Below are 26,752 nucleotides of genomic sequence, written 5' to 3'. Positions count from 1 at the left end.
CCCCCGCATTCCGGCGTTCGAAACTCATGGTTCACAGGGCGCAGTCGAAACTCAAGCTGGTCAGCGTTTCGGCGGAGTCACCAGGCTGCGCACCTGTCTTCGATCAACGGGCGCTTGACGTTCTCGCGGCTAGATGATCCGTCTCGTACTCGATCGGAGTGCCACACTCGTAGACGTCTCCGACGAGACGTCCGCCGCGAGCTCCAGTCGATCTGACCCGACTCCGCCTACCGGGAGCGCGCGTAGGCTGGTCGGGTGAGTGACACTCCGATTCCCCGGGTCCGTCCGCGGCGCTTGCGCCAGTCATCCGCTCTGCGTCGGGCCGTGCGCGAAACGCGCCTGCACCCCGCCGACCTGACCCTGCCGCTCTTCGTGCGCGAGGGCGTCGAGGAGGCCATGCCGATCGGCTCGATGCCGGGCGTCGTGCAGCACAGCCTCGACAGCGTGCGACGTGCCGTGACCGAGGCCGCCGAGGCCGGCGTCGGCGGCGTCATGCTCTTCGGTGTTCCCGCCGAGCGCGATGCGCGCGGCTCCGGGGCGACCGACCCGCGCGGCATCCTGAACCTCGCGACGCAGGTCGTGCGCGAGGAGGCCGGCGACGCGATCGTCGTGCAGACCGACCTGTGCCTCGACGAGTTCACCGATCACGGCCACTGCGGCATCCTCGACTCCGACGGCCGCGTCGACAACGATGCGACCCTCGAGCGCTACCAGGCGATGGCGCTCGAGCAGGCCCGCGCCGGCTCGCAGCTGCTCGGCCTCTCGGGAATGATGGACGGCCAGGTCGCCGCCGTGCGCGAGGCGCTCGACGAGGCCGGCCTCGTCGACACCGCGATCCTCGCGTACTCGGCGAAGTACGCCTCCGCTCTCTACGGGCCGTTCCGCGACGCCGTCGAGTCGACCCTCCAGGGCGACCGGCGCGCGTACCAGCTCGACCCCGGCAATGGCCGCGAGGGAGTGCGCGAAGCCGTCATCGACATCGAGGAGGGCGCCGACATCGTCATGGTGAAGCCCGCGAGCTTCTACCTCGATGTGCTGGCGGATGTCGCGGCGACGAGCGACGTGCCCGTCTGGGCCTACCAGGTGTCGGGCGAGTACTCGATGATCGAGGCGGCCGCGATGCACGGCTGGATCGACCGGCGCCGCGCCGTCATCGAGTCGGTCACGGCCATCACGCGCGCCGGCGCCGACGGCGTGCTCACGTACTGGGCGACCGAGCTCGCCGGCTGGCTCAACGACGGGATCGACGCATGACCGACAACACCGCACTCTTCGAACGCGCGCTCGCCGCGATCCCCGGCGGGGTGAACTCGCCCGTGCGCGCCTACGGCTCGGTCGGCGGCACGCCGCGCTTCCTCGTGTCGGCCCAGGGCCCGTACGTGACCGACGCCGAGGGCCGCGAGTACGTCGACCTCGTCGCGAGCTGGGGGCCTGCGATCCTCGGCCACGCGCACCCCGACGTCGTGAAGGCCGTGACGGATGCCGCGGCACGCGGTCTCTCGTTCGGCGCATCGACCCCCGCCGAGACCGAGCTCGCCGAACTCATCGAGGAACGCGTCGCTCCCGTCGAGCGCGTGCGCCTCGTCTCGACGGGCACCGAGGCGACGATGACGGCGATCCGTCTCGCGCGCGGATTCACGGGCCGCGACCTGCTCATCAAGTTCGCCGGTCACTACCACGGTCACTCCGACGGCCTGCTCGCCGCCGCGGGCTCGGGAGTCGCGACGTTCGCCCTGCCCGGCTCGGCCGGCGTGCCCGCCCCCATCGCGGCGCTCACCCTCGTGCTGCCCTACAACGACCTCGATGCTGTGCGCGCGGCGTTCGCCGAACACGGCGACCGCATCGCAGGGCTAATCGTCGAGTCCGCGGCCGCGAACATGGGCGTCGTCGCCCCGGATGCCGGCTTCAACGCCGCGCTCGCCGAGATCGCCCACGCGAACGGGTCGCTGCTCATCGTCGACGAGGTGCTCACCGGGTTCCGGGTCTCGTCCGCGGGTTACTGGGGACTCGACCGGTCGTACACGCCCGATCTCTTCACCTTCGGCAAGGTCATCGGCGGCGGACTGCCCGTCGCGGCCCTCGGCGGTCGCGCCGACGTCATGGAGCACCTCGCACCGCTCGGCCCCGTCTACCAGGCGGGCACTCTCTCGGGTAACCCGGTCGCCGTCGCCGCCGGTCTCGCGACGCTGCGCGGAGCGGATGACGCGGTGTACGCGCACCTCGATCGAACGGCCGCCGCGGTGTCGGCCGAGGTCTCCGCCGCACTCACGGCGGCGGGAGTCGCCCACGCGGTGCAGACGGCGGGCAACCTGTTCAGCTTCGTCTTCGGTGAATCCGTCGCCGGGGGAGTGCGCGACTACGCGGGCGTGCTGAGCCAGGAGTCGTGGCGCTACCCGCCGTTCTTCCACGCGATGCAGGACGCCGGGGTGAACCTGCCGCCGTCGGTCTTCGAGGCGTGGTTCGTCACGGCCGCTCACGACGACGCCGCCCTCGCGCGCATCATCGAGGCGCTGCCGGTCGCGGCGAAGGCGGCGGCTTCGGCGGTGCGCCCGGGCTGACGCCGTGGTCGCGTCGGGTCGACGCCGAGATTGAGCCATGATCTGCCCGGTTTCGCGACAGGTGTCGAATTGAATCCGCGAGTTTCTGCCGTGCGGCCCCGTCTTCGGAGGGCGGGCGGATGAAAACCGGGTGATGCCACTGATGACGCGTCATCGTCGTGCGCCACTATAGGAAGAAAATATCCCGCTGCCCGGGTGTGTCCGACGAAAGGTGCTCATGCGCGATCAGGTCTCCCGCCCGGCCGTTCGGGTGACTCTCGCCGCTCTTCTCACCCTCGCCGTCGCCGCCGGCGGCGCAGCGTGTGCGACGAGCGACGTCGCGAGCACCGAGCAGGCGGCCGTCTACCGGATGCCGATCACCGACCCGGCGAGTGAGATCGACCCGCTGACGGCGGCCGACCAGAGCGCCATGGCGATCACGGGCCTCGTGACCGAGCCGCTCGTGAGTCTCACCCGTGACGGCGAGCTCATGCCCCGTCTCGCGGTCGACTGGACGGCATCCGACGACGGGCTCGTCTGGACGATCGAGCTGCGCCCCGACGCCCGGTTCAACGATGGCTCCCCCGTGACGGCCGCCGACGTCGTCTCGACCTTCGATGCGCTCATCGCCGATGACAGCGTGTCGCCCGGCCACGGCGCCTTCGTCGGCATCGTCGAGTCCGTCGCGGTGGGCGACGAGGACTCGGTCGAGTTCACCCTCTCCCGGCCGTTCTCCGATCTGCCGATCCTGTTCACGGGAACGAACACCGGGATCCTGCCCGCCGACTACGAGGTCGGCTCCTGGCTCGAGAACCCGATCGGTGCCGGCCAGTTCCTTCTCGAGGACTACACGATCGGCGTGGGCGCGACGTACGTCGCGAACCCCGACTACTGGAATGCCGACGCGATCGAGCTCGATGGAGTGGAGCTGAAGATCTACGACGACTTCGCCGCGTCGGTGCTCGCCTTCCAGGCCGATGAGATCGACCGCATCGGGCTGACCGTCGAGAGCGCGTCGACGATCGATGTGTCGCAGTACGAGACCATCTCGTCGGGCTACAACAGGTTCGACGGCATCTTCCTCGATGTGACCGCTCCGCCCTTCGATGACGTCGCCGTGCGCGAAGCGCTCGCCTGGGCGATCGATCGCGAAGCTCTCGTCGCGAACGTCTACGAGGGCAACGCCGACGTCGCGAACGATACGACCTTCTTCCCCGACTACAGCCCGCAGCCGAGCGGCCTCGTGCAGCGCGAGCAGGACCTCGAGATGGTGGCGGAGCTGCTCGGTGGCCGGACGCCCTCGTTTACCCTGACGACCGCCAACCAGTTGCTCGGTGAGGTCCTGCAGCAGCAACTCAACGCCGTGCCGGGGTTCGAGGTCGGCCTCGAGGTCCTGAGCACCGAGCAGTACTTCGCCGACGGCGAGGCGTCGCCCTGGCTGACCGCACCGGTAACCGTGACGAACTGGGCGAAGCGCGTGCCGTCGCAGTACGTCTCGCTCGTCTACGGGGCCGGCGCTCCCTGGAACGCCTCGCACTATGCCAACCCCGCCCTTGAGGAGCTCACTGCGCAGTTCGATGCGACGACCGATGCCGTCGCACGTCAGGAACTCGCCGATCGGATCGCCCACGTGCAGTGGAGTGACGTTCCCGTCGTCATCCCCGCCTACTCGAAGTCGCAGGCGCTGCAGAACCCGCGTGTGAAGGGCGAGTTCATCGGGGCGATCGACTTCTACACGGGCTACAACTTCGCGGGAATCTCGATCGAGCCATGACGTCACGAGGGCACGCCGGATCGGTGAGATTCATTGCGCAGCGAGTCGCGCAGATACCGATCGTCGTGCTCGCCGCTTCCGCCCTGATCTTCGTGTTCGTGCAGGTGCTGCCGGGCAACCCGGGCCGCAACGCGCTCGGCCCCGCGGCGACCGTGGAGCAGGTCGCGGCGTGGAACGTCGCACACGGCGTCGACGCGGGGGTGTTGGAACGTTACATCGCGTGGCTCGCGGGATTCGTGACGGGCGACTGGGGCACGAGCATCGTGTACGCGACACCCACGTTCGACCTCGTGCTCGGGCGTCTCGGCAACTCGATGGCCCTCGGCCTGCTGGCGTTCGCACTGCTCATGCCCGTCGCGATCGGCATCGGCATCCTTCAGGCACTGTGCGCGGGCTCGCGGCGGGACCGCGCGTCTACCGTCATCCTCCTGGCGCTCGCCGCCGTGCCCGAGTTCGTGATCGGAGTCGTGCTCCTCATCGTCTTCGCCGTGGCGATCCCCGTCTTCCCCGTGCAGTCCGGCGCGGCATTCGGCGACGGGGCAGTGCCGGAACTCCGAGCTCTGATCCTGCCGGCTCTCACCCTCGCCATCGGCTCCCTCGCCGTCATCGCCCGCACGACACGCTCGGGCATCATCGACGTCACGCGCTCGCCGCACTATCGCACGGCCGTCGTCTCGGGACTCGGCGCCGGGGCGATCGTGCGAGGCCACGTCGCTCGCAACGCCCTCATCCCCACGGTGTCGATACTCGGGGTCTACCTCGGCTCGCTGCTCGTCGGCAGTGCGGTCGTCGAGACGCTGTTCGGCTATCCCGGCCTCGGTGAACTGCTCGTCACGGCGACACAGAGGAAGGACGCCTCGGTGCTCGCTGCCGGAGTCACGATCGCGGCGACGGTGGGAGTGCTCGCCGTGCTCCTCGCCGACGTCGCCTTCACCCTCATCGACCCGCGGGTCCGCTTCAGAGGTCAGAGCCGATGATCGCCGACATCGTGAACGCGGACAGCGCGAGAGTGGCCGGACGGCGCCCGATGTGGTCGATGCTCGTGCGGCGACCCGCTTTCGTGATCAGCGCGGTCGTCGTGCTCGCCTGGGTCATCGTGGCCGTCGGATGGCGCTCGTTCGGCGTCGAGCCGTTCGCCGACAGCGGTGTTCGCCTCGCACCCCCCGGCGCCGAGCACTGGTTCGGTACCGATCGCATCGGGCGGGATGTCTTCGCCCGTGTTCTCGCCGGCGCCGAGTCGGCCCTCCTCGTCGGCCCCCTCGGTACGGCGCTCGCCGCTGCGCTCGGCACGGTGCTCGGCCTCATCGCGGGCTACCACCGAGGGTGGCTCGATCAACTCATCACGCGCGCCTTCGACGCCTTCGTCGCGATCCCTGCCGTGATCTTCCTGATCGTCATCGTCGGAGCCTTCGGCAGTCGACCCGGCGTCCTGATCCTCGCGATCGGCGTGCTCTTCACTCCGGGGATCGCCCGCGTCGTCCGGGCCGAGGTGCTCGTCGAGATGGGCAAGGACTACGTCACGAGTGCTGAGGTGCAGGGCGAGCGGAGCGCGCGCGTGCTGTGGGCCGAGATCCTCCCGAACGTGTGGCCCCAGGTCGTCGTGCAGGCGACACTCAGCCTCGGAGCGGCCGTCTTCGTCGCGGCATCCCTCTCGTTCCTCGGGCTCGCCGCGGCGCCACCCTCGGCGGACTGGGGTCTCGCGGTGAACGAGAACCGCGCCTACCTGCAGGGTGCCCCCTGGACTCTCGCGTTCCCGGCGCTCGCGCTCGCCTCGCTCGTCGTCTCGGTCGCCCTCATCGGAGATGCCCTCACGGAGGTCGTCCGCCGATGAGTGCACTCGTGAGCATCGAGGGGCTCTCGATCGACTACAGGATCGACGGGGGAGTGCTCCCCGTCGTGCGGAGCATCGACCTCCGGATCGACGAGGGTGAGCGTCACGGACTCGTCGGAGAATCCGGATCGGGGAAGAGCTCGATCGCGCTCACCCTGACGCGATTCCTGCCGCGCGGGGCGAGCGTTCGCAGTCGGCGCCTTGAGGTGGCGGGACGCGACCTCCGATCGCTCGGCGGCGCGGCCCTTCGCGACTACAGACGACGTGACATCGGGGTCGTCTACCAGGACCCGGCACGGGCTCTCGACCCCACGGCCCGGATCGGGGCGCAGCTCGCCGAGGTGCACCGCATGAACGGACGTGTGGCGCGTGCCGCGGTGCGAGCCGCCGACGAGTCGCTCGACGACGTCGGCCTGCCCCCCGACCTCATGGCGAGGCGATACCCCCACGAGCTCTCGGGCGGGCAGCAGCAGCGAGCGATGATCGCTCTCGCCCTCGCGGGTCGGCCGCGACTCCTCATCCTCGATGAGCCGACAACGGCGCAGAGCGGTGCGATGCGGATCGAAATCCTCGACATGATCGAGCGCCGTCGCCGCGAGCAGGGGTTCGCGAGCCTCTTCATCAGCCATGATCTCGCTACCGTCGCATCGTGGTGCGAGCGCGCGACGGCACTCGCTCCCGGCGGCGAGACGCACACGGTGAGTACCGAGCAGCTGCTCGCCGATCATCCCCGACGAGACGCACCCGTGAGGCCGCCGGCGACGTCGTCCGGCCGGCCGCCGGTACTCGTCGCCTCCCGCCTCACGGTCGACCACGGGTCGCGGCGAGTGATCGACGGTGTCGATCTGCACCTCTCTCGAGGCGAGACTCTCGCCGTCGTCGGTGAATCGGGCAGCGGGAAGACCACGCTCGGCCGAGCGCTCGCCGGGGTCGCCCCGCACGGCGGATCGGTCACCGTCGATGCCCCTGCGTCGCCGCGACCGGTGCAGATGGTCTTCCAGAGCCCTGAGTCATCCCTGAACCCGCGGCGGACCGTACGCCGCACGCTCGCGCGTGCGATCTCACTGCTCGCCGGTGATGAGACACCCGATCAGCTCGCCGCTCGCGTCGGGCTTCCTCGTAACCTCCTCGACCGGTTGCCGCACGAATTGTCGGGCGGGCAGAAGCAACGCGTCGCGATCGCCCGGGCATTCGCCGGGACCGCACCGATCATCGTGTGCGACGAACCCACCTCAGCCCTCGACGCGGCCGCAGCCTCCGACATCCTCGACCTGCTCATCGATCTGCAGGACCGGACCGGTGCCACCTACGTCTTCATCTCTCACGACGTCGCCGCCGTGCGGCGAATCGCTCACCGTGTCGCAGTGATGCGGCAGGGACACATCGAGGAGACCGTATCCGCGGACTCCTTCTTCCGCGGATCCCCGAACCCGCACTCTCTCCCGGTGCGAACAGCGCACCGGCGCGCGTGGATAGGGGTAGACGAGTGAATCTGAACCAGCCCGACGTGGCACGCGACGAACTCATCCGCGCCGTGGAGTCCGGGCAGCCCGAGACGATCGCGCGTGTCGCGATGTTCAACGTGTGGCCGCTCCTCACCTCCCACACCGAGCTGCTCATCACCTCCGTCGCGACGCTTCACGACAGCGTGCTCGATCGCTACCCCGCGCTCCGACTGGTGCACCCGATGACGGCCGTGCTGTCGCGAACGTCGCGCGCGTTCAAGCCGCGCGTCGACTCGGGGGCGGCGCGGTCGATGACGCCCGAGGAAGTCGACTTCGTCGTGCTCTCCCAGCTGATCGCCTTCCGGGCGAGCGGCGACATCGAGTCGGCGCTCGTCTACGCCGGCCGCCTCCTCGACCGTGTGCAGAGTGTACGCATCGCCTCCCGTGACCGGATCGACGGCCCGCTCTGGTTCTTCCACCATCAGATCGGATCGACGTTCCTCGCGGCCGGCGACTCGGCGGGAGCACTTCGCGAACTCGCGATGGCGCGTCAGCTCGGCAAGCTGTCTGCGCAGTTCGATGCCGAGCGCACGGCCCTCGGTCGCATCGCCCTCGCGCACGCCTTCAGGGGCGCCCTCGTCGACGCCGAGCTCGCCCTCGGCGAGGCTCGGATGCTCGATACGCTCACGCCCGCACACGCCACGTCGTGCATCAGCACAGAGAACACGACCGACGCGCTCATCGCCGTCGATCGGATGTCGGATGACGTCGATGAGCGCATCGCCGCGCTCGCCCCGTACGACTCGACGGATCTCACGTGGCCGTTCGCGCTTCTCGCCCGCACGCGCGCCCTGCTCTTCCGGCAGCACCCCGACGACGCCCTCGAAGCCATTCGACTGGCCCGTGAGTCGCACTCCCTCCAGCCCGGGTGCTTCGCGAGTGACGTCGTCGACTCCGGTTCGATAGATGCGCTCGTGCTGGCCGGTGATGTCAGCCGCGCTCGCGCTATCGTCGCGTCGATCGCGGAGCCGGGAGTCCTCACGCGCCTCGCGGCAGTGCGCCTCGCGCTCCGGCAAGGAGCCTCGGATGATGCCGCTCTCTACCTGCGAGTGCTCGGAAGCGACCAGAGCCTCGGCCCCGCCCAGCGGGGCGAGAGCGTCGTACTCGCCGGCTGGCTCGAGTTCGTTCGATCGGGTGACCTCGATCGCGATACCGCGCTCCGCATGCACCGGGTCATTCGGAAGCCGGAGAACCGGCGGATCATCGCCCTCATGCCGCGTCAGCTCGTCGCGTGCGTTCGCGCACGTCTCGACGCCGACATGGCGGACGAGTTCGACGTCGCCACCGCGGGCGTCGAGCACTTCGAGATGAACGCGCGGCCGGTCCTCACGGCGGGCGAGTTGCGCGTGCTGCATGCGCTTCGCGATCGCGCATCGACGGCGACCATGGCTCAGGCGTTCGAGGTCTCTCCGAACACCATCAAGTCGCAACTGCGATCGATCTACACGAAGCTCGGCTGCTCCACTCGTGAGGACGCGCTCCGTATCGCCGAGCACCTGCACATCCTCACCCTCGATGAGGGATGAGGCCCCGCGTGTCGCTGTGACCCCAGTGCGGGGGGCGTGCGAATGTCCCTCGCGGGCGAATCCGGGGTACGGCCCGGGTGGTGACCGGGTGATGGTGAGGGTGATGTGCTCGGGGCGGGGTGCTACGCGCCGCGGAAGTCCGATAGACAGAAGGCGGAGGCGGGGTCAGAGAAGCCCCCGCGGCCGGCTGGATTTGGGGAGATTCGGATGAGTATGGTCACGTGTACAGCAGCTGTCGGATGCCGCGCGAGCGGGCGATCGGAGGCGGAATGAACCTCAACGACTCCCGCCGAGCGAGCGACGAACTCACCCGAGCTCTCGGCTCCGGCAATGCCGAGACGATCGCTCGCGCTGCATCCACGAACATCTGGCCGCTCTACAGCGACCACACCGACATGCTCACGATGGCCATCGCCGCACTCCCGAGCCCGGTGCTCGAGCGGCACCCGATGCTGCGCGTGCTGCACCCGATGACCCCCGTGCTGGCGCGCACGTCGCGACCCTTCAAGCCCGTCGTCTACGCTGACGACGCGCGCTCGATGAGCCCGGAAGAACTCGACTTCGTCTACCTGGCCCACATGATCGCCTTCCGACTCTCCGGCGATACAGCAGCCTCGGTCAGTTACGCACGACGACTCGAGGACCGCTTGCTGCAGACGCGCGTCGAGTCGCGCGACCGCATGGACGGACCGCTCTGGTTCTTCCACCACCAGATCGGATCGACCCTGCTGTCGGCGGGCGACACGAGCGGGGCGCTGCTCGAGTTCGCCACCTCGCGTCAGCTCGGCAAGTTCTCGCTGCAGACCGATGCCGAGCGGATGGCGCTCGGGCGAACCGCACTCGCGCACGCGGTGCGCGGCTCGCTCGGTGAGGCAGACCGTGCGCTCGCCGATGCGCAGCAGTTGCCCGAGCCGACGCACGGCCACCTCTGTGCGGTCACCACGTCGGAGGCGGCTGCGGCGGGTCTCCTCGCCGTCGACCGCATGACGGATGACGTCGATGAGCTGCTCTCCGCGATGGAACCCTACGACAGCATCGAGGTGAGCTGGCCGTTCGCCCTCCTCGCGCGGTGTCGTTCATTCCTCGCCCGCGAACAGCCGGAAGATGCACTCGAGGCGATCCACCTCGCCGCCGATGCGCACATCGTGCAGGACGGCTCCTTCGCCTCCGACGTGATCGCCGCGAAATCGATCCAGGCCTTCCTCGCGACCGGCGACATCGCCTGGGCGCATCGCGTTGCCGAAGACAAGGGCGCGAGCGGGGTACTCACCAGGCTCGCTGTCGTGCGGCTCTCGCTGCAGGACGGCCGCTTCGACGCCGCGGCGCACGACCTCCGCCTTCTCGCCGCCGATCACAGCCTCGGGCCCGCACAGCGTTCGGAAGTCGTGCTGCTCGCGGGGTGGCTCGAGTTCGGGCGCACGGGTGAGATCACGCGCGACATGGCGTTGCAGATCTCACGCACGGCGAGGCGCGACGACAGCCGCCGTCAGTTCGCCGCGCTGCCGAAGCAACTGATCGAGCACGCGAGCACGCTGCTCTCGGGAGAGTCGGGGGTCGAGTTCGACGCCCTGACCGCGGGGCTCGCCACGTTCGAGATCGCCCGGCGCCCCACGCTCACCGCCGGTGAGCAGCGGATTCTGAATGCCCTCGCCGTGCACTCGTCGACCGCATCGATGGCCTCGGCGTTCCACGTGTCGCCCAACACCGTGAAGTCGCAGCTGAGAACCCTCTACCGCAAGCTCGGCTGCTCGTCACGCGCGGAAGCCGTCAGGATCGCCACGCGCCTGCACTTGCTTGCCGGAGAAGTCGCGACCTGATCGGACTCGCCCGGCACCGGTCCGTCACACCTTCGCGTCCTGCTTCGGCACGAGTATCTGCTTGATGATGAGAAGCACCGACGCCGTCACGGGGATGGCGATGAGAGCCCCGAGCAGACCGAGCAGTGTGCCGCCGACGAGGGCGCCGATGACGACGAGAGCGCCGGGAACCGAGATCGCGCGGCTCATCACTCTGGGTGTCAAGACGTATGCCTCGAGCTGCATGTAGAGGAGGTAGACGGCGGCGAAAATGAGTGCCGCGAGCGGCCCGGTGAAGAGCGCGATGACCGTCGCGAGCCCCCAGTAGAGCACCGAACCGACGAGCGGGATGAGAGTGATGCAGAAGGCGATGACCGCCATGAGCAGGGGGAACGGCAGTGCAAGCGCGAGGTGCAGGACGAGCGCGACGATCGCATTGCAGAACGCGAGCACGACCATCCCGCCGAGGTAGCTGCCGACCGATGACGTGATCTCTTCGGTCATGGCGGCGGCCTTCGGGCGGTTGCGGGCCGGCAGCAGGCGCGTGAATCCCGTCGTGATGGCCGGTAGCGAAGCGAGGAAGTAGAGGCTGAGCACCAGCACGATGATGATTCCCGACAGTGTCGCAGCGATCGTGCCGCCGACCTGAAGCACTCCGCGGCCGAGTGTCGCGACGCGATCGGGGTGCACGAGGTACGCCTCGATCTCGGAGACGACGCTGCTGACGTCGGTGCCGAACGTCTTCTGCAGCCAGGCGAACGTGCTCGAGTTCTGGAAGCTCGCGATGAGGTGGGGGATGTCGGTGGCGAACTGCGTGATCTGCCCGACGAGCGTCGGGAGCACGAGCATCAGGACCCCTGCGACGAGGAGGGCGAGCGCGGTGAAGACGATCGTGATCGACCAGCCACGGCCGACGCCGCGCTTCACGAGCGACTGGACGACGGGGTCGAGGCCGAGCGCGACGAAGAGGGCGAAGGCGATCGAGATGAGTACCGTCGACAGGCTCGAGACGGCCACACCGAGACCGATCGCCGTCAGACCGCCGAGCGTCAGGATGAATCCCGTCGCGAAGGGTCGGCTCAGCCCGGCGAGGATTCCGCGTGTGGGTTGTTCGACTGTCATCCGTCTGTCCGTCCTCGTGTTCGTGTCTGTCTCCACTCGCGACCGATCGCGCTCACGTCGCGGCTGAGCCCGGCGCCGAGCACCATGCCGATCGCGATGGCCGTGAGCGACCCGAAGGTGCGGAGGATCGTGCCCGACGCACCCGCCGTTCCCGCCGCCGCTTCGCTCAGACCGATGAAGCCCATCGCGCCCGGCACGAGCAGCCAGTACGCGCACGTCAGCATGACGGACGTCGAGGGAGAGCCCTTCACCCGCCCGGCGAGCATGATCGCGGGGATGACGACGAGGGCGCCGATGAGCCCCGAGAGTTCGGGGCCGACGAGCAGGTTGCCGAGCAATTGCGCCGAGTAGGCCACGACGAGTGCATAGAGGATCCAGAGGAGCGAGCGGCGCGGCGCCACCGAGTAGAGGTAGTAGCCGACGCTCACGAGGGCGATGCCGACCCACGGGGCCCATGCGCCGAGTTGGGTGGGTGCGCTCGTCGGCGCGGGAGGCTCGCCTGCGACCGTGATGCCCGCGTAGACGCCGAAGGCCAAGAGTCCGAGTCGCGCGATGCCGTAGACGAGCCGACTCGCCCCCGCCATCACCTGCCCGGAGGTGAGCTCGACGGCCGCGATCGTGAGCGTGAGACCCGGTAACAGTGAGACGAGTGAGGGCGCAACGAGGCGCAGTACGTCGTCGTGCACCCAGGGCCGCACGAGGAGCGAGATGAGGAGCGTGACCGAGAACGCGGTGAGCACGGGAAGGATGAGGGAGAGAGTTGCGACACGATTGCCGACGAGCATGATCGAGCCGACGATGACGCCGAGCACGACGTAGACCGGAAGAGCCGTGACCGTCGGGTTCAGCACCATCCCGAAACCCACGGTGAGCAGCATGTAGCCGGTCACCGTGAGCACGGAGCCGAACCGTGGTCGCATGGCACGAATGGTGCTGAGCGAGGCGACCACCTCTGCAGGTGGCGTGGTCCGTTCCCTGGCGTGCCGCACGAGCCGCTCGACCTCGCCGGCTTGGTCGAGGCGTAGGGCGTATTGACCTGCCGCGAAGATGGCGGTCTGCGCGGGCGACGTGCTCGGGTCTTCGACGAGCACGATCGTCGGGAGGACGAACACACGGAGATCGGCGCGTCCGTACTGCGCTGCGAGCGTATTGAGAGTGTCCTCCACGTCGCTCGTCGCGAGCGACGAATCGAGGAGCGAAGCGCCGAGTTCGCCGAGCATCGAGAGGATGCCTGTTTCGTCGTCACCGATCGTGTCGGGTGTCGCACGGGGTCGAAGCGCCTGCAGCGCGTCACGGGCGCGATCGATGAAGCCCGCCGCGGGGGTCCCCTCGCCCTCGGTCGATGACATCAGGTCGCCTCGTTCTCGACGGCGAGCAGGTGCAGCCTCGACGCGATCATGATCGCGTCTTCGCGCGTCGAGCAGCCGAGCTTGCGGTACACCGCGCGCAACTGCGTCTTGATCGTGTTCGGCGACACATGGAGGCTCGAGGCGATCTCTGCGGTCGTCGCCATCGCCGACAGCGAGTTGAGTACGCGCAGCTCTCGCGGTGTGAGCCGCGGGTTCGGGGGGCGGTCGGTCGAGGAGATACCGTGCATCGCCGTCTCGAACTCGGCGGCCTCGGCGTCGGAGAGGCCCTCACGGATGTGCTCGATCACCCGCAGCGGAAGCGTCGCGAGCACGCGGCGGAGGCCGCGGGATTGTGTCAGTCGTGCCACGTGTCGAGCCTCCTGCGGGTCGATCGTGTCGGTCGCGGCCGAGTGCAACCACGCCGAGAGGAGCACGAGCTCGGCACGCTGCCCCGGGCCGAGGAGATGGTCGGTCGACGCGCGTCGAATGCCCTGCTCGGCGACGTCGAAACGCGACTCGAGCAGGGCGTGACGGATGATCGCGACGTGGGTGAGCTGGCCGTGACGGCCGGACGACTCGACCAGGCGGTGCGCCGCCGTCGTCGCCCCCGCTGCCCACAGAGCGTCGATGGAGGCCGAGTTGATGACGTCGGAGGCGAAGGAGCCGTGCTGGTCGGGGTGCGAGTCGCTCGCGAGACGGATCGCTTCGAGGGCCTCATCGGCGCGGTGGTGGGCGATGAGGAAGCGAGTTCGTGCGAGAAGGGCGAACGGCCACGTGAGCTGGATGCTGTCGTACGGTTCGAGGCGAGCCACGAGGTCTGCGGCACCCGGCTCCATGCGCTCGACGTCGATGAGCGCGCGCGTCGTCTGCTCGGTGAGGAGGATGGCGCTCGCATGAGGCGGCGACGGGCGCGGATGCGCATGAGCCTCGGTGAGAGCGCGTTCGGCGTCGTCGAGCCCGCCGCGAACGGCGTGCGCGAGCGCGTTGCGGCTGAGCGCCATCCGCTCAGCATCGGTCTGCTGCGAGAGCTGCCCGAGCTGCCGCGAGATCGAGAACTGTCGCATCGCCTCGGAGGTCAGACCCGCGGCGAGCAACGTCGATCCGATCTGCTGGTGGTAGTACCAGAGCGGCCCATCGATGCGCTCTCGCGACGCCGAGGGGGTCTGCGTGATGCGCGAGTCGAGACGCCGGGCATAGATCAACGCCGCCGCGACGTCGCCGCTGAAACGGAACCCGATGATCTGCACCAGGGTGAGGATGTCGAGCTCGTCCGGGGTCATCGTGCGTGCGTCATCCGGGTGCACGAGGGGCTTGAACGGTCGCACATTCCGGGCGAGCACGGGCGTCATGCGGTGCAGGATGCGGAGCACGGGGTAGCGCTCCAGGACCGACGACGGCAGCGCCTCGACGATCGGCAGCAGCTCATCGACGTGCGAGCTGTAGAGCGGCCAGACGTTCGCCATCGCGGCGTGCGCTATCGTGTCGGGCCGCCCCGTCGCGACGGCGTGGCGGAGCTCTCGGACGGCGAGGTCGTCATCGGTGAGGTTCACGTCATCGTCACGGTCGGCGCAGGTCGCTCAGCGAGAGGAAGCGCAATGCACCCTGCTCCTCGAAGCGACCCGTGACGTTGCCCGCCAGGCCGCCCTCGACGGCGAGACTGCTCGCGAGGTCGAGCTTCAGCTGCGGCGCGCCCTCGCTGAAGTCGGCGTCGGCGAGGTCGATCCAGACGATGTTCGGGCGCGTCGTCGACTCGAAGACGTAGCGGCGTCGGGTGAGGTCGATGACGACCTGCCAGATCGTCTGCGACGAGTCGGGGCGGCCGGCGTCGGGCAGCCGGAACGGCTGAGCGGCGTTGCGGATGACGCTGAACATCGACGCGATCGCTGCGAGCTGCGACTCGGGCTGAGGCAGTCGCTGCACGTAGTGCGCGGCGCGTGCGAAGCGATCGGTCGCGAGAGTCGTACCCGGGAGTGGCCTCTCGCCGCCGAAGCCCTCGATCTCGGCGAGAAGCGCGAGCTGCTCGTCGTACTTCGGCGAATTGGTCATGACCCGGTACTCGCGACTGTGATGCACCTCGAGCGCGCCGTCGATGTACTCGATGATCGCGGAGTCACCGGTCGCATCGTCGAGGGCGAGGTGGATCGCCGGAACCTCGCCGCTTGCGGGGTCGCTCAATTGCACGACCTGCACGCGCGTCGACTCGATCCAGTCCACGGCCTCGGCGACGGTCGCGAAGTTGTCGAGGAAGTACTGCAGCCAGACAGCCTGGCTGAGTGCGGGCCGTGCGGGGTCGAGTTCGCCGTACGACGACTCGGCGAGCCAGAGCACGTGTCCGGCGAGCCCGGCCTCGTTCAGGCCGTCGACCGAGATCATGTCGAAGGCGGTCGCGACGATGCTGCCGAAACGTGCCGTCCACATGAGCGCGCCGTGCACACCGTCATCCCGACGGACGCCGCGGGGGAGTAACCAGAGATTGGTGCCGAGGTCGCGGTGATAGTCCATGTTGCGACCGACGATCACGGCGCCGTCGGCGTCGTCCCACACCACTCGGGTGCACATCGGGGCGCCTCTACTTCTTCCGCGGGCGGAACCACGGGAAGAGCGATCCGATGACGACGCCCGCGACGAGTACGGCGAGGAACCAGCCCCATGCGGGCATCGTGAACTGGAGGAAGAGGAACTTGAGCGTGGCGGGGGCCACGTTCGAGAAGACGAAGGCGAGCGCGACGACGGCGATAATGATTGCGACGACCACCTTGCCGTTCGACGTCTTCTGGGCTGTAGTTTCCTTTTCCGGCATATGTCTACTCCTCGCGCTGGAACGCCGATACGAGCGGTGCGCCGATCCGTTCGCGGGCTGCTCAGAAACGAACACTACTCACACTTGCCGCCTGCCCAACAGGATGAACTGGGGGTGAGGGACGGGTGATGGCCGGCGTCATCACGCGGATGAGCGGTGGGGCGAAATCTCACCCCGTCGCGCCATGCCGGTGAGGTGGCGGCATAGTCTCGCCGCCATGGCGACAGGGACACATGCACCTCAGAGAATGATAATTCGCAACGTCCGCGTGTTCGATGGAATCAACGACGCGACCCAAGACAACGCCGACGTGCTGATCGAGGGCACGCACATCGTCGCTGTCTCCTCGTCTCCCGTCGCCGGTGATGCCTCCGACGGCGTCATCGAGATCGACGGCAAGGGGCGCTTCCTCATGCCGGGCCTCTCGGACGCTCACGTGCACCTCATGGGCAACGCGAACACCATGGTCGACTTCCTGCAGGGACCCACAGGCTCCCTCTACGGCAACACCATCGCCGAGGCGAAGCGCATGCTTCTCCGCGGCTTCACGACGGTGCGCGACATGGGCGGTGACACCGCCCCCATCAAGGGCCTCATCGACCGCGGCACGTTCGAAGGGCCGCGCATCTTCCCCAGCCAGGCGATGATCTCGCAGACGTCCGGTCACGCCGACTTCTCGTTCGTCTACGACGTGCCCGAGGAGTTCGGCGGCAAGCCCGCCCGCACCGAGGACATCCACTTCACGCGCATCGCCGACGGAGTGCCCCGTGTGCTCGCCGCGGTGCGCGAGCAGCTCCGTCAGGGGGCGAGCCAGATCAAGCTCACTCTGGGCGGCGGCGCGGCATCGATGTACGACCCGCTCGCCACGCTGCAGTACACGCCCGATGAGATCACGGCCGCCGTCGAGGCCGCATCGGACTACGGCACCTACGTCGCCACCCACGTCTACACCCCCGCGGGCATCTCCCGTGCGATCGACGCGGGCGTCAGGTCGATCGAACACGGTCACCTCGCCGACGAAGCGACGATCCGCCGCATCGGTGAGACCGAGACGTGGCTCTCGATGCAGCCCTTCGCCGAAGACGACCACCACTACCCTGATCCTGTGCGCGCCGGCAAGAACGCCGAGATCTGCCACGGCACCGAGCAGGTATACGAGTGGGCGAAGCAGTACGGCGTGAAGACCGCGTGGGGCACCGATCTGCTGCTCGAGCCGCAGTCGGCCGCACGTCAGAGCGTCATGGCCGCGCGCCTCAGCGAGTTCTACAGCAACGTCGACGCGCTCAAGATGCTCACTTCGGGCAACGCCGCGCTGTTCGAGCTCGCCGGCGAACGCAACACGTACCGTGGCGGCAAGATCGGCGTGCTCGCCGAGGGTGCATGGGCCGACGTCATCCTCGTCGAAGGCGACCCGATCGCTGACCTCTCGCTCATCGCCGACCCCGACGTGAACTTCAAGCTCATCGTCAAGAACGGGCAGGTCGTCAAGAACACGCTGTGAAATCTCGACTCGACATCCACACCACCATCCGCGCCAACCTTCAGGAGCGACAGTGACCACCAACAACAGCAATGCCCGCCAAAGCACCAACATCGACCCCAACGTCAGCATCAACCCGGTCTTCGTGCGGCCCGGTGAGGCGACAGAGTTCGACAAGTTCACCCTTCCGAAGAGCCCGAGCCTGCCCTCGACGGCCTACCAGATCGTCCACGACGAGGCGATCCTCGACGGCAACTCGCGGCTGAACCTCGCGACCTTCGTGTCGACGTGGATGGACGACGAGGCTAAGAAGCTCTACCTCGAAGCCGCCGACAAGAACATGATCGACAAGGACGAGTACCCGGCGACGGCGGCGATCGAGGACCGCTGTTGGCGCATCCTCGCCGATCTGTGGAACGTGCCGGACGTCTCCGACACCATCGGCACCTCGACGATCGGTTCGTCGGAGGCCTGCATGCTCGGCGGTCTGGCGCTCAAGCGACTGTGGCAGGAGAAGCGCCGCGCCGAGGGCAAGTCGACCGAGAAGCCGAACCTCATCATGTCGGCGGCCGTGCAGGTCGTCTGGGAGAAGTTCTGCAACTACTGGGACATCGAGGCGCGGTACGTGCCGGTGAGCCCCGACCACATCATCCTCGACGGCTACAACCTCGAGGACTACGTCGACGAGAACACGATCGGTGTCGTCGCGATCCTCGGCCAGACCTTCACGGGCCTCTACGACGACGCCGTCGCGATCTCGAAGAAGCTCGACGAGATCCAGGAGAAGACCGGGCTCGATGTGAAGATCCACATCGACGGCGCATCGGGTGCGATGGTCGCCCCGTTCTGCCAGCCCGACCTCGTGTGGGACTTCCAGCTCGATCGCGTCAACTCGATCTCGACGTCGGGCCACAAGTACGGTCTCGTGTACCCCGGCGTGGGCTGGGTCGTCTGGCGCAACACCGCGGTACTGCCCGAGAGCATGATCTTCCACGTCAGCTACCTCGGCGGCGACATGCCGACCCTCGCGCTGAACTTCTCGCGCCCGGGCGCGCAGGTGCTGCTGCAGTACTACCAGTTCCTCCGTCTCGGCTTCGAGGGCTACCGCGAGGTGCAGCAGAACTCGATCGACGTCGCCACGTACCTCTCGAGCGAGATCGCGAAGATCGGTCCGTTCGAGCTCGTGAGCAAGGGCGACACGATCCCCGTGTTCGCGTGGGTGCTGAAGGACGGCTACACCCAGACGTGGAGCCTCTACGACCTCGCCGACCGCCTGCGCATGAAGGGTTGGCTCGTGCCGGCGTACCCGATGGCCGACGACATGTCCGATGTCATCCTGCAGCGCATCGTCGTCAAGGTCGGGCTCAGCCGTGACCTCGCTTCGGCACTGCTGTCTGACATCAAGGGTGAGGTCGAGTACCTGAACGCGCTCACGACGCCGCTGCCCGACGTCGCGCACTCGCACTTCCACCACTGATCGTTCACTGCGGGGAGGGCGTCGTGCTCGACGTCCTCCCCGCAGCGTCCCACCGGCACGCACCGAGAGAGCGAGACCATGACCGCCGCCACGACCACCATCGACCCGCCGCGGAGGCTGTTCGTCCCGACCGTGACGAAGCAGTGCTGGGGCTTCATGATCGGCTCCGCGTTCTTCGCGCTCGGTTCGGCTCCGGGGCTCAGTGAGGCACTTGGTTCGAGCGGATCGAACCTGCTCTTCTTCATCGGCGCGTGGTTCTTCACGACCGCCGGTCTCATCCAGTTGTTCCTCAGCGGAGCCATCTCGGTGCCGGTGTCGTACCCGCCGGGGCGGATGGTCCGGGCCGAATGGCTCACCGCGGCGACGCAGTCGTTCGGCACGATCATGTTCAACGTGAGCACGACGGGCGCACTGCACGCGAAGACCATCACGAGTGAAGAACGCTTCGTCTGGAACCCGGATGCCGGCGGCTCCGTCGCGTTCCTCGTGAGCGGCTTCGTCGCGTTCATCGCCTACGCCCACGTCGCGAAGCTCTGGGATCTCGGCCGTCGCGCCTGGTGGTCGGTCTTCATCAACTTCGTCGGATGCGTCGCGTTCGGGATCTCGGCGGTCGGCGCATTCATTCTGCCGAGCGGCGATGCGCTCAGCGGTTCGCTCGCGAACAACGGCACCTTCATCGGCGCCATCTGCTTCCTCCTCGCATCGCTCATCGTGCTGCCCTTCTGGGACCGCAACCGGCCGGTCGCTCCGTGAGCACCTCGATCGCCCGAGCCTCGCGCCCGGCGCTCGACGACGAGTCGTTCGCTCTCGCTGTCGGCGCCTTCGCCTTCGCGGCCACGGCGCTCGTCGCCGTGTTCGTCTTCTGGGGGCGAGAACTCCCGATCGACGGTCGTCGTTCGCTCGGTGACTTCACCGCCATCGCGGGCGCGATCGCGGCCGCCGTCGGCTTCGCGGTGTCGCGCCTCCTTCCCCGACGCGCCGCCGATGTCGATCCGGATGACACTGATGCCGCGCGCTATCGCTGGTTCGACCTCATCGCCCTCTCGGCCGCTCACGGTGCGATCGCGCTCCTCGGCTGGATCGGTCTCGCGACGATCCTCGACCGTAGCTTCGTCGGAGCGACCGTGTACGCGTCGCCGGCTGTCGTGCTCGCGGCGACCGCGGCGGCGCTCAGCGCCTACCTCGCCTTCGTGAGCGGCGCGAGCCTCTCGCCTCGCCACCTCTCGCTCGTGCTCGCCATCTTCCTCGTGGTCGGCATGGTCGCGGCGATGCTGAGCTCGACCGACCCGCAGTGGTGGCAGATGAACCTGTCCGCCCTCGGTATCACGCACGACGTGTCGGCGCTGACCTTCAATCTCACTCTCGTCGTGTCGGGAGTGCTGATCACGACCATCGCACGCTTCGGCACCGCGGCGCTGCCCGCCGCGACGACGACCGATCGTCGCCGTCGTGCGATCGTGCGCGCACTGTTCGTGCTGCTCGGCGTGCTGCTCGCGTGCGTCGGCGTCTTCCCCGTCGACCGTTTCTTCCTGCTTCACAACACGGTCGCGACAGGCATGGGCGTCGCCTTCGCCGCCCTCGTCATCGGTCTGCCGTGGTTCATCCCCTCGATGCCCAAGGTCTTCGTGGCGCTCGGCTTCGTCTACGTCGGAGTGATCATCGTGCTCGCCGTACTCTTCGCCACGGGCATCTACAACCTCACTGCCGTCGAGCTCGTCTCCGCCGTGCTCATCTTCAGCTGGATCATCCTGTTCCTCCGCAACGTCCACAATGCCGGTCGAGCGCGCAGCGTCACGCCCTAGGAGTGCACCCATGACTGCTACGCCGGATATCGAAACGCTCACGGTTCGGCTGAAGGCCGTTGAGGCCGAGAATGCCGCCCTCGCTCGGCGCATCGGCGTGGACGAGAGGCCCCGGGGCGGTTGGTGGCGCTCGGTGGCGTCCACGCTGATCATCGTGATCGCCACGATCCTCGTGCCCGTGTCGATCGTCGGCGCATGGACGCGTGCGCAGCTCGTCGAGGAGGAGGCATTCGTCTCGACTCTGGCTCCGATCGTCGACGACCCCGCGGTGCAGCAGGTCATCATCGACGAGACCATGACGGCTGTGCGTTCGCAGGTCGACTTCGTCGAAGTGACGGATGCCGTGTTCGACGGCATCATCGAACTCGGAATGGATGACCGGGCGGCGGCCGCGCTCGGCCTCCTGCGCCAGCCGGCGGCTGCGGGCATGGAGAACATCGTCTCGTCGTCGGTGGCCGCCGTCATCGAATCCGAAGCGTTCTCGGACGTGTTCGAGATGACCCTGCGCGGCGCGCACCGGGCCCTCACCCTCGCCTCGACGTCGGATGGCGGCGGGGTCGTCGTACTCACGCCCGACAACCGACTCGGCATCGCCGTGGGCCCGCTTGTCGAGGGTGTGAAGACGAACCTCACCGAGCAGGGCATCGGAGTCGCATCCCTCATTCCGGTGATCGATCGCACCATCATCGTTGGCAGCGGCGAGAGCCTCATCGCCATCCGTACCGGCTACGCGGTCGCCGACGCCGTGGGTTGGTGGCTGCCGGTCGTCACCCTCGTGCTGTTCGGGTTGGGTATCGCCCTTGCGCGGCGGCGGAGTGTCGCCGTGCTCGGCAGTGGTCTCGGAATCGGACTCGGCGCGGCTTCCCTCGGCGCGACCCTCGGCATCGGCTCGCTCCTCGTGGCATCGGTCGCCTCGCAGCTCGCCCTCTCGCCGAGCGCGATCGACGTCATCTACACGCAGCTCATCGATGACATGCGCCAGACCGCGTGGATCTTCGCACTCGTGGGGCTCATCATCGCCCTCGTCGGCTGGGTGACCGGCCGCTCGCGCGCCGCCGGGCGCCTGCGCCGCGTGACCGACTCGCTGACCGGGTCTGCGCGCCGTTCGCTCGCGACCCGGGGGCTGCAGACCGGGGCGTTCGGTCGGTGGCTCGGCCGGTACCGCGTGGGGGTGCGCATCGGCCTCGGCGTGCTCGCGGTCGTTGTGCTCTTCGCGATGCGTCCCCTGACAGTCGGGCACGTCATCGGCACCCTCATCGTCGCGCTGCTGGTTCTGCTCGTCGCCGAATTGCTGCAGCGCCGACCCGACGACGTCGCGCCGTCGGCCGCGCCCGCCGAGGGTGACGGATGATCGTTGTTCTCGCCGACCTGCTGACACTGGGCATCGCGATCGCGATCAGTCCGCTCTCGATCGTCGCGGTCATCTTGATGGCCACCGCCGGCAACGGCCGCACCAACGGCACGGCCTTCATCGCCGGGTGTTACACCTTCGCCATCGGTCTTGTGGCGTCACTGGTACTCATCGGCCGGTCTGCGGGAGCCGACGATCCCGACTCGGGTCCGCACATCACGATCGACGTCATCGAGATCGTGCTCGGTCTCGGGCTCCTCGTCCTCGCCGTGCTGCAGTGGCGCAATCGCGGGTCGCACGAGACGCCGAAGTGGATGGCCCGCCTCGACGGGCTGGGCCTCGGCGGCGCGTTCCTCGTGGGCGTCATCATCTCGGGCCCGCTCTCGCCGAAAGACCTGCCGCTGCTCATCGCCGCGGGTGGTCGTATCTCGCAGGCGTCACTCCCCGTGCACGAGATCGTCGCCGTCATCCTCATCTTCGGGTTGATCGGTGTCATCGGTGTCGCGATTCCCTGGGTCATCAGCGTCGTCGCCCCGTCGAAGGTGGAAGGGCTGCTCACGGGCGCACGCACGTGGCTCGTCTCGAACCACGCGGTCATCATGACGGTGCTCTTCGTCATCCTCGGCTTCAAGCTCATCGGTGCCGGTATCGCCGACCTGGCGGGGTGACGACGCGTGGAAGCGGTCCTCTTCCTCGTGCCTCTGATGGCACTGCTCGCGCCCCTCGTCGTTCGCGGCCTCTCGCCGTGGGTGCGCATCCCCATCGTCGTCTTCGAACTCCTCCTCGGTATCGTCATCGGCCCGAGCGTGCTCGGGTGGGCCGGCCCGTCGGCGTTCATGGCGACGCTCGCCTCGATCGGTCTCGCGATGCTGTTCTTCATCGCGGGAAGCGAGATCGACTTCGCTGCCTTTCGCGGGCGGACGGGGCGAAACGCTGTTGGCGGCTGGCTGATCAGCATTGCGGTCGGGCTCGGAATCGGGATGGTGCTCGACCCGGGCGGGGCCGCCGTCATCATCGGCATCGCGCTCTGTTCGACGGCACTCGGCACGCTCCTGCCTATCCTCCGGGATGCCGGCGAGCTCCGATCTCCCTTCGGGCTCGCCGTCGGCGCGATCGGTGCCGTCGGCGAGTTCGGTCCGCTGCTCGCGATCTCGGTCTTCCTCGGTTCACGCTCGCCCGGTCCCTCGACCGTGGTGCTCGTGATCTTCGCGCTCGTCGCGGCCGCGGCGATCTGGCTGTCGGTCTCGCTCCCGCACGGAGCGATGTACCGGTTCGTCAATACGACGCTGCACACCTCGGGGCAGTTCGCGATCCGCGCGGTCTTCGTGATGCTCACGGCCCTCGTCGCCCTCAGTATCGCGCTCGACATCGACATGCTGCTCGGCGCGTTCACCGCGGGCATCGTCTGGCGCCTCGTCATGCGCGACGCGAGCGAACCCGACCGCGATGCCGTCGAGAGCAAGATCGAGGGCGTCGCATTCGGCTTCCTCGTTCCCGTCTTCTTCGTCTACACGGGCGTCACGTTCGACCTCGCCGCGCTTCTCGAGACCCCGATCCTCATCGCATTCGTGCCGGTGACCCTCGTCGTCTTCCTCGTCGTGCGCGGCATCCCCTCGATGCTCGCCGCCCCTGCGGGCGCCTCGTGGCGCGAGCGCATCGCCGTCGGCCTCATGGGTGCGACGGGCCTGCCGATCATCGTCGCGGTGACCGCGATCGGCGTCTCGAGTGGCGTCCTGCCGCCCGCAGCCGCCTCGGTGCTCGTCGCCGCGGGCATGCTCTCCATCCTCATCCTCCCCGCGACCGCCATGGCGATTCGCCGAAAGGTGCACTGATGTCGATCGACCTCGCCATCATCGTGGTCATCGCCGCGATCCTCATCGTGGTGTTCTCCCACTCGCTCTCGAGCCGTACCGGGGTGGCCGGCCCGCTCATCCTCGTCGCCGTCGGGGTGTGCATCAGTTTCATCCCGGCCGTACCCGCCGTCGAGGTGCCACCCGACGTCATCCTCATCGCGGTCCTGCCACCCCTGCTCTTCTCGGCCGCCGTCTCAGCCCCGGCCATCGAGTTCCGCCGCGACTTCGCGGCGATCGGGGGCCTCAGCGTGCTGCTCGTCGTCGTGAGCTCACTCGTGCTCGGACTGTTCTTCTTCTGGGCGATCCCCGGCCTCGGCTTCCCGCTGGCCGTCGCGCTCGGCGCGATCCTCAGCCCCACGGATGCCGTCGCGACGACGATCGTGCAGAAGCTCGGCGTTCCCCGCCGCGTCGTGACGGTGCTGCAGGGCGAGTCGCTGCTGAACGATGCGACGGCCCTCGTTCTCCTGCGCACAGCGATCGTCGCCGGCGCCGCCGGGTTCTCGTTCCTGACGACTCTTGGCTCGTTCGCGTGGGCGGTTCTCTCGGCGATCCTCATCGGCGCGCTCGCGGGCGCCATCGCGTTGCGGTTGCGCGCATGGACGACGAGCGCGACGGCGAACACGGCCCTCGGCCTGACGATCCCCTACCTCGCCTACCTGCCGACCGACGCCCTCGGCGGTTCGGGACTCGTCGCGGCCGTCGTCGCGGGAGTGGTGTGCGGGCAGGGCTCGGTGCGTTGGCTGACCCCCGAGCAGCGCATCTCCGACAAGTTGAACTGGCGCACGATCGCGTTCCTGCTCGAGGGCGTGGTGTTCCTCATCATGGGTCTCGAACTGTGGGGCATCGTCGAGAGCAATCTCTCGTCGGACGACGGGCTCATGATGGGCGTCGGCGTCGCTGCTCTCGCCTTCGTGATTCTCATGCTGGTGCGCGCCGCCTATGTCTTCCCCATGCTGCGGGTGCACACCGTGCGTGTGAAGAAAGCGGTGCGGAGCCGCATCTCGGCGCGCGACGACGGAGCCCATGACCCGCGCGTCGGTCGTATGCGCGCCGACATCGACTACTTCGAGTCGTCGCCCCTGACGTGGAAGCACAACACGATCATCGTGTGGGCGGGCATGCGCGGTGCCGTGACCTTGGCTGCGGCGCAGACCTTGCCGCGCGACACCCCCGACCGCGACCTCTTGGTGTTCATCGCGTTCCTCGTCGCGGCCGGGAGCCTCCTGCTGCAGGGACTCACGCTGCCCGTGCTCGCGCGCCTGCTCGGGCTGCGCCGGGCGGGCGAGAGCGGGCCGCCGCGCGAGGAGATCCGCGAGATCGATGCCCGGCTGCGGTCATCCGCGCTCGAGGCGATCGACGGCGGGCGCGTACATCGGAGCGACCGGAGGCCGTTCTCGCCCGAGGTCTACGCGCTGCCGGCATCGAGGTTCATCGCGGGACTCGATTCGGCCGGCGACGCGGTGACCCCCGAGGCGCTCGAGTTCGAACTCGCGCTGCTCGCCGTGATGCGCGAGCGACTGCACGAACTCGGCCGCTCCGGGCGCCACAGCACGAGCGCCCTGCGATACGTCCTCGACGAGCTCGACGCGTACGAGATCAGCGTGAAGCTCCATCTGGAAAGCGAGAGATGACCGTGGAACCGAGCTCGGCACCCCTGATCGGAATCGCACTCGCCGTCACCTCGGCCGCGGCCCTCGCCGTCGGCAACCTCTTGCAGGCTCGAGGCGTCCGCTCGATGGAAGCGGGAGTGGCGAGTGGCGCCTCCGGTTCGAAGGCCGTGAACCTCGTCCGCAACCGCTTCTGGCTCATCGGCGGGGTCATGCTCGGTGTCGCCATCGTGCTGCAAATGGGCAGCCTCGCCTTCGCACCGCTCATGGTCGTGCAGCCCATCGGTGTCGTCGCTCTCGTGTTCACCGTGCTCCTCACGGCTCTCTTCGCCCACCAGATGCCGTCGCGCGCGGTACTGATCTCGATCGCCACGTGCGTCGTCGGTGTCGCCGGTTTCGTCACCGTCGCCGCCCTCGTCAGCACGCAGCACGCGATCACCGACGTGCAGCTCATCGCGATCCTCGTCGTGCTCGGTTTCGTCCTCGTGACGACTGCCGCCGTCTGGTACCTCGGCCGCCACCGCCGCACGCCGCCCGTCATGTGGGTACTGCTCGGCGGCATCTACTCCGCCTTCGTCGCGACGCTCGGCAAGACCGTCATTCTGCGCGTGCAGACCGCATTGCACTCGGGCGGTCTGACGTGGAATGTCGAGAACACGCTCACCCTCGTCTGCATCGCGGGCATCGGAATCGCGGGAGGCCTCTCGGTCTACTTCGTGCAGCGAGCCCACGCGGCGAACCGTCCCGATGTCGTCGTCGCGGGCCTCACGGTCGTCGACCCGGCCGTCGCGGTGACGCTCGGCATCGTCATCCTCGGGGAGGCGAGCAGTGCCGCGCCGTGGGCGTTCGTCGTGTTCGCGGTGGCCGGCGCGATCGCCATCGTCGGCGTCTTCGCCCTGTCGCGAGCGGAGAGTCGCGCCGAATGAGCCGGATCGCCCACGC

The 26,752-nt window shown here is 68.3% G+C and carries 22 protein-coding genes; 17 read left to right on the top strand and 5 right to left on the bottom strand.

Features of this window, described 5'->3' with window-relative positions:
- Nucleotides 1–255 precede the first annotated feature (255 nt).
- From hemB to BJ972_RS11130, 8 genes are all read left to right on the top strand, one after another.
- Complete coding sequence (gene hemB / locus BJ972_RS11165; RefSeq protein ID WP_241830692.1) at nucleotides 256–1,254, top strand: porphobilinogen synthase; 999 nt, start codon at nucleotides 256–258, stop codon at nucleotides 1,252–1,254.
- Nucleotides 1,251–2,558: a glutamate-1-semialdehyde 2,1-aminomutase gene (gene hemL, locus BJ972_RS11160; protein ID WP_129172374.1), complete on the top strand. Its 1,308-nt coding sequence runs from the start codon at nucleotides 1,251–1,253 to the stop codon at nucleotides 2,556–2,558. The genes hemB and hemL overlap by 4 nt, the downstream gene beginning before the upstream one ends.
- A gap of 217 nt (nucleotides 2,559–2,775) precedes the next feature.
- Nucleotides 2,776–4,311 (top strand): ABC transporter substrate-binding protein, encoded by a 1,536-nt coding sequence (locus tag BJ972_RS11155; protein ID WP_129172375.1) that lies wholly within the window; start codon nucleotides 2,776–2,778, stop codon nucleotides 4,309–4,311.
- 23 nt (nucleotides 4,312–4,334) lie between these two features.
- The gene (locus tag BJ972_RS11150; RefSeq protein ID WP_241830693.1) at nucleotides 4,335–5,288 is read left to right on the top strand and encodes an ABC transporter permease; all 954 of its coding nucleotides are present in this window, start codon (nucleotides 4,335–4,337) and stop codon (nucleotides 5,286–5,288) included.
- Between the two features lie 32 nt (nucleotides 5,289–5,320).
- Nucleotides 5,321–6,142 (top strand): ABC transporter permease, encoded by an 822-nt coding sequence (locus BJ972_RS11145; protein ID WP_241830694.1) that lies wholly within the window; start codon nucleotides 5,321–5,323, stop codon nucleotides 6,140–6,142.
- Complete coding sequence (locus BJ972_RS11140; protein WP_129172378.1) at nucleotides 6,139–7,632, top strand: ABC transporter ATP-binding protein; 1,494 nt, start codon at nucleotides 6,139–6,141, stop codon at nucleotides 7,630–7,632. Before BJ972_RS11145 ends, BJ972_RS11140 begins: the two co-directional genes overlap by 4 nt.
- The gene (locus BJ972_RS11135) at nucleotides 7,629–9,173 is read left to right on the top strand and encodes a helix-turn-helix transcriptional regulator (RefSeq protein ID WP_129172379.1); all 1,545 of its coding nucleotides are present in this window, start codon (nucleotides 7,629–7,631) and stop codon (nucleotides 9,171–9,173) included. Before BJ972_RS11140 ends, BJ972_RS11135 begins: the two co-directional genes overlap by 4 nt.
- Before the next feature lie 269 nt (nucleotides 9,174–9,442).
- Nucleotides 9,443–10,990, top strand: coding sequence for a helix-turn-helix transcriptional regulator (locus BJ972_RS11130; protein ID WP_164989859.1), 1,548 nt, complete (start codon nucleotides 9,443–9,445; stop codon nucleotides 10,988–10,990).
- 24 nt (nucleotides 10,991–11,014) lie between these two features.
- Here BJ972_RS11130 and BJ972_RS11125 read toward each other — a convergent pair whose 3' ends face one another.
- From BJ972_RS11125 to BJ972_RS11105, 5 genes are read right to left on the bottom strand one after another with little or no spacing between them, the layout of a single operon-like run.
- On the bottom strand, nucleotides 11,015–12,091 hold the full coding sequence (locus BJ972_RS11125; RefSeq protein WP_129172381.1) for an AI-2E family transporter: 1,077 nt from the start codon (nucleotides 12,089–12,091) through the stop codon (nucleotides 11,015–11,017).
- Complete coding sequence (locus BJ972_RS11120; protein ID WP_129172382.1) at nucleotides 12,088–13,440, bottom strand: threonine/serine exporter family protein; 1,353 nt, start codon at nucleotides 13,438–13,440, stop codon at nucleotides 12,088–12,090. Before BJ972_RS11120 ends, BJ972_RS11125 begins: the two co-directional genes overlap by 4 nt.
- On the bottom strand, nucleotides 13,440–14,990 hold the full coding sequence (locus BJ972_RS17700) for a LuxR family transcriptional regulator (RefSeq protein ID WP_129172383.1): 1,551 nt from the start codon (nucleotides 14,988–14,990) through the stop codon (nucleotides 13,440–13,442). Before BJ972_RS17700 ends, BJ972_RS11120 begins: the two co-directional genes overlap by 1 nt.
- A 7-nt stretch (nucleotides 14,991–14,997) precedes the next feature.
- A complete protein-coding gene (locus BJ972_RS11110) occupies nucleotides 14,998–15,999 on the bottom strand; it encodes a linear amide C-N hydrolase (protein WP_129172384.1) in 1,002 nt (333 codons plus the stop codon).
- A gap of 10 nt (nucleotides 16,000–16,009) precedes the next feature.
- On the bottom strand, nucleotides 16,010–16,240 hold the full coding sequence (locus tag BJ972_RS11105; RefSeq protein WP_129172385.1) for a LapA family protein: 231 nt from the start codon (nucleotides 16,238–16,240) through the stop codon (nucleotides 16,010–16,012).
- 268 nt (nucleotides 16,241–16,508) lie between these two features.
- Between BJ972_RS11105 and BJ972_RS11100 the strand changes: the two genes are divergently transcribed.
- From BJ972_RS11100 to BJ972_RS11060, 9 genes are all read left to right on the top strand, one after another.
- Nucleotides 16,509–17,741, top strand: coding sequence for a metal-dependent hydrolase family protein (locus BJ972_RS11100; RefSeq protein ID WP_206736459.1), 1,233 nt, complete (start codon nucleotides 16,509–16,511; stop codon nucleotides 17,739–17,741).
- 52 nt (nucleotides 17,742–17,793) lie between these two features.
- Complete coding sequence (gad, locus tag BJ972_RS11095) at nucleotides 17,794–19,197, top strand: glutamate decarboxylase (RefSeq protein ID WP_129172387.1); 1,404 nt, start codon at nucleotides 17,794–17,796, stop codon at nucleotides 19,195–19,197.
- Between the two features lie 78 nt (nucleotides 19,198–19,275).
- Nucleotides 19,276–19,950: a hypothetical protein gene (locus BJ972_RS11090; RefSeq protein WP_129172388.1), complete on the top strand. Its 675-nt coding sequence runs from the start codon at nucleotides 19,276–19,278 to the stop codon at nucleotides 19,948–19,950.
- Nucleotides 19,947–20,999, top strand: coding sequence for a DUF998 domain-containing protein (locus BJ972_RS11085; RefSeq protein WP_129172389.1), 1,053 nt, complete (start codon nucleotides 19,947–19,949; stop codon nucleotides 20,997–20,999). Before BJ972_RS11090 ends, BJ972_RS11085 begins: the two co-directional genes overlap by 4 nt.
- Before the next feature lie 10 nt (nucleotides 21,000–21,009).
- Entirely contained in the window at nucleotides 21,010–22,350 is a 1,341-nt protein-coding gene (locus BJ972_RS11080; RefSeq protein WP_129172390.1) for a hypothetical protein, read from the top strand.
- Nucleotides 22,347–23,018: a GAP family protein gene (locus BJ972_RS11075; protein ID WP_129172391.1), complete on the top strand. Its 672-nt coding sequence runs from the start codon at nucleotides 22,347–22,349 to the stop codon at nucleotides 23,016–23,018. Before BJ972_RS11080 ends, BJ972_RS11075 begins: the two co-directional genes overlap by 4 nt.
- Nucleotides 23,019–23,024: 6 nt before the next feature.
- Entirely contained in the window at nucleotides 23,025–24,182 is a 1,158-nt protein-coding gene (locus BJ972_RS11070; RefSeq protein WP_241830695.1) for a cation:proton antiporter, read from the top strand.
- Nucleotides 24,182–25,834: a cation:proton antiporter gene (locus tag BJ972_RS11065; RefSeq protein WP_218851010.1), complete on the top strand. Its 1,653-nt coding sequence runs from the start codon at nucleotides 24,182–24,184 to the stop codon at nucleotides 25,832–25,834. Before BJ972_RS11070 ends, BJ972_RS11065 begins: the two co-directional genes overlap by 1 nt.
- Complete coding sequence (locus BJ972_RS11060; protein ID WP_129172392.1) at nucleotides 25,831–26,736, top strand: DMT family protein; 906 nt, start codon at nucleotides 25,831–25,833, stop codon at nucleotides 26,734–26,736. The genes BJ972_RS11065 and BJ972_RS11060 overlap by 4 nt, the downstream gene beginning before the upstream one ends.
- Nucleotides 26,737–26,752 lie beyond the last annotated feature (16 nt).

Origin of the sequence: Agromyces atrinae (assembly GCF_013407835.1) — a bacterium.
Classification (GTDB): domain Bacteria; phylum Actinomycetota; class Actinomycetes; order Actinomycetales; family Microbacteriaceae; genus Agromyces; species Agromyces atrinae.
This window is presented reverse-complemented; position numbering and strand designations above follow the sequence as displayed.

What these genes read in the sequence shown, in the direction of transcription:
- BJ972_RS11110 (WP_129172384.1), bottom strand. Translation starts at nt 15,999, where the DNA reads ATGTGCACCCGAGTGGTGTGGGACGACGCCGACGGCGCCGTGATCGTC.
- BJ972_RS11125 (WP_129172381.1), bottom strand. Translation starts at nt 12,091, where the DNA reads ATGACAGTCGAACAACCCACACGCGGAATCCTCGCCGGGCTGAGCCGA.
- BJ972_RS11080 (WP_129172390.1), top strand. Translation starts at nt 21,010, where the DNA reads ATGACTGCTACGCCGGATATCGAAACGCTCACGGTTCGGCTGAAGGCC.
- BJ972_RS11105 (WP_129172385.1), bottom strand. Translation starts at nt 16,240, where the DNA reads ATGCCGGAAAAGGAAACTACAGCCCAGAAGACGTCGAACGGCAAGGTG.
- BJ972_RS11075 (WP_129172391.1), top strand. Translation starts at nt 22,347, where the DNA reads ATGATCGTTGTTCTCGCCGACCTGCTGACACTGGGCATCGCGATCGCG.
- BJ972_RS11130 (WP_164989859.1), top strand. Translation starts at nt 9,443, where the DNA reads ATGAACCTCAACGACTCCCGCCGAGCGAGCGACGAACTCACCCGAGCT.
- BJ972_RS11120 (WP_129172382.1), bottom strand. Translation starts at nt 13,440, where the DNA reads ATGTCATCGACCGAGGGCGAGGGGACCCCCGCGGCGGGCTTCATCGAT.
- BJ972_RS11140 (WP_129172378.1), top strand. Translation starts at nt 6,139, where the DNA reads ATGAGTGCACTCGTGAGCATCGAGGGGCTCTCGATCGACTACAGGATC.
- BJ972_RS11065 (WP_218851010.1), top strand. Translation starts at nt 24,182, where the DNA reads ATGTCGATCGACCTCGCCATCATCGTGGTCATCGCCGCGATCCTCATC.
- BJ972_RS11060 (WP_129172392.1), top strand. Translation starts at nt 25,831, where the DNA reads ATGACCGTGGAACCGAGCTCGGCACCCCTGATCGGAATCGCACTCGCC.
- BJ972_RS11090 (WP_129172388.1), top strand. Translation starts at nt 19,276, where the DNA reads ATGACCGCCGCCACGACCACCATCGACCCGCCGCGGAGGCTGTTCGTC.
- BJ972_RS11155 (WP_129172375.1), top strand. Translation starts at nt 2,776, where the DNA reads ATGCGCGATCAGGTCTCCCGCCCGGCCGTTCGGGTGACTCTCGCCGCT.
- hemL (WP_129172374.1), top strand. Translation starts at nt 1,251, where the DNA reads ATGACCGACAACACCGCACTCTTCGAACGCGCGCTCGCCGCGATCCCC.